Source organism: Flavobacterium sp. (assembly GCF_049240005.1).
Lineage (GTDB): Bacteria > Bacteroidota > Bacteroidia > Flavobacteriales > Flavobacteriaceae > Flavobacterium.
On sequence record NZ_JBMLTK010000119.1, the window covers coordinates 1 to 1,866 of the forward strand.

2 protein-coding genes are annotated in these 1,866 nt (G+C 47.5%); both read left to right on the forward strand.

The window, feature by feature from the left end; genetic code table 11:
* Positions 1 to 259 precede the first annotated feature (259 nt).
* Positions 260 to 859: an RdgB/HAM1 family non-canonical purine NTP pyrophosphatase gene (gene rdgB / locus ACOVQQ_RS12160; protein WP_421818436.1), complete on the forward strand. Its 600-nt coding sequence runs from the start codon at positions 260 to 262 to the stop codon at positions 857 to 859.
* Positions 860 to 947: 88 nt separating this feature from the next.
* On the forward strand, positions 948 to 1,775 hold the full coding sequence (locus ACOVQQ_RS12165) for an energy transducer TonB (protein ID WP_421818437.1): 828 nt from the start codon (positions 948 to 950) through the stop codon (positions 1,773 to 1,775).
* The last annotated feature ends 91 nt before the right edge of the window (positions 1,776 to 1,866 follow it).

Sequence of the window (1,866 nt, forward strand, 5' to 3'; positions counted from 1 at the left end):
CTGGGAACAACAAGCCATTTCACGCTTGCAAAACAGCTGCGATTACCTCATTGAAAGCCGCGGCTTTGAACGCTGAATGCTGTGATTTTTTAGCCAAATCTCTCTGGAAATTTGCGCCTTGAAATAAAGTTGCCCTACTCGTAAAGGCATTCCAGCAGCGACCGTTTTCCACAAAGACCAGCAGCCAGCTAATTGTAGAAAAATATCAAAGCTAAATCTGAGACATTGCGTAAGTTTGGAACGCCAAAATCCTTGAAAAATGACGCTTTTTTTCGCCTCAGCCAACGCCAATAAAGTACGTGAATTGCAGCAGATTTTCCCGCCTTCGTACGAACTAAAAAGTTTACTAGATTTGACGGAAGTTCCCGATATTCCAGAAACGGCAACAACTTTTGCCGGCAATGCGCTCCTTAAAGTAGACTACCTTTCGGAACATTACGGTGTGTTGGGTTTCGCCGACGATAGTGGTTTGGAAGTCGCCGCACTAAATGCTGCTCCAGGCGTGTACTCGGCTCGTTATGCCGGCGAACACGGCAATGCCACGGCCAACATCGAAAAACTCTTGCGCGAACTGCAGAATGAAAGTAATAGAGCGGCGCGCTTTGTAACGGTTATTGCCTTAAAACTACCCGAAGGCGTGCACTATTTTGAAGGCGAGATTCGCGGAACCATCACCACAGAAACTCGCGGTCAGGAAGGATTTGGTTACGATCCGATTTTTATTCCCGAAGGCAGCACGCGCACTTTTGCCGAAATGAGTAAAGAAGAAAAAAATGCGATTTCGCACCGCGGTCGCGCCGTCCGAAAGCTACTCGACTTTTTAGAACAGCGCGCCTTGAACGAGTCTAAAAAAATTTAAGTCGCTCGCAATAAGAGCTCTGCCTTCTGCGTTATGAAGAAAAGAGCCGTCATGACACACCACTACGCTAACCAAAATTTTTATTTTTATGAGAACAGTGAGCGTTGTAAGTGCGTCGTGGATCGCCTTAGTATTCGAAAACCGCAATCAGGAGTACGGAGCTTATGAATTGCGTAAAAAATCCAACCAAATAACGGCCAAAGCCTTTTTCTTAGCCATTGCACTTTTATGTATGGGCGTTTCGGCCCTCATGTATGCGAGCAGAACGGATGCAACTGCAACTACTACAGACAACGGTCCGGAATATCTTGTAACTCCGGTACGACTGACTAAAGTAACGTTAGAAGAACCCAAGCCGGAACCAAAAGCTATGGAGCAGCCTAAAAAACGCACTTCAGTTGACCCAACCGGAAATTTAGGATTTGCCACTGTTACTACTGCCACTGATGCATCGCCGGTCGAGGCATCTACAGTTACTACCGCGAAGTCGGATACGGGCGAAACAAATACAACGGGTAGTCCGCAGGGATCCGAAAACGGTACAGCAATTACCGGCGTTACAACAGATACGGGAGGTTCAGATTCGGGTACGTCCGACAAGCCGATAAGCACTGGCATGGTAGATAAAATGCCTGAGTTTCCCGGCGGATTGGCCGCATTTTACCGCTACATTGCAGAAAATTTCGAGCATCCGGATGTGGAGAGCGGAACGACGCTCAAAATGCTGGTTTCGTTTGTGGTTGAAACCGACGGCAGCATCAGCAACATCAAGGTATTGCAAAACCCCGGATACGGCACCGAGCGCGCAGCCATTCGCGTGTTAAAAGATCTGCGTACTAAATGGAAACCGGGCATGAAAGCAGGTAAAGCAGTCCGTACGATCTATAATTTACCAATAAGCATCCGCAACAATTAGTCTTCGCTTTTTTGGGCGTTCCGGCAGCTGCATTGCGTTTATTTTGAACGTGGTGCGGCTGCCGTCGCGTTTTCCGCTATATCTTTTGCCT

Bases quoted from the DNA above. Each gene is read 5' to 3' on its own strand.
- rdgB (WP_421818436.1), top strand. From the start codon at position 260: ATGACGCTTTTTTTCGCCTCAGCCAACGCCAATAAAGTACGTGAATTG.
- ACOVQQ_RS12165 (WP_421818437.1), top strand. From the start codon at position 948: ATGAGAACAGTGAGCGTTGTAAGTGCGTCGTGGATCGCCTTAGTATTC.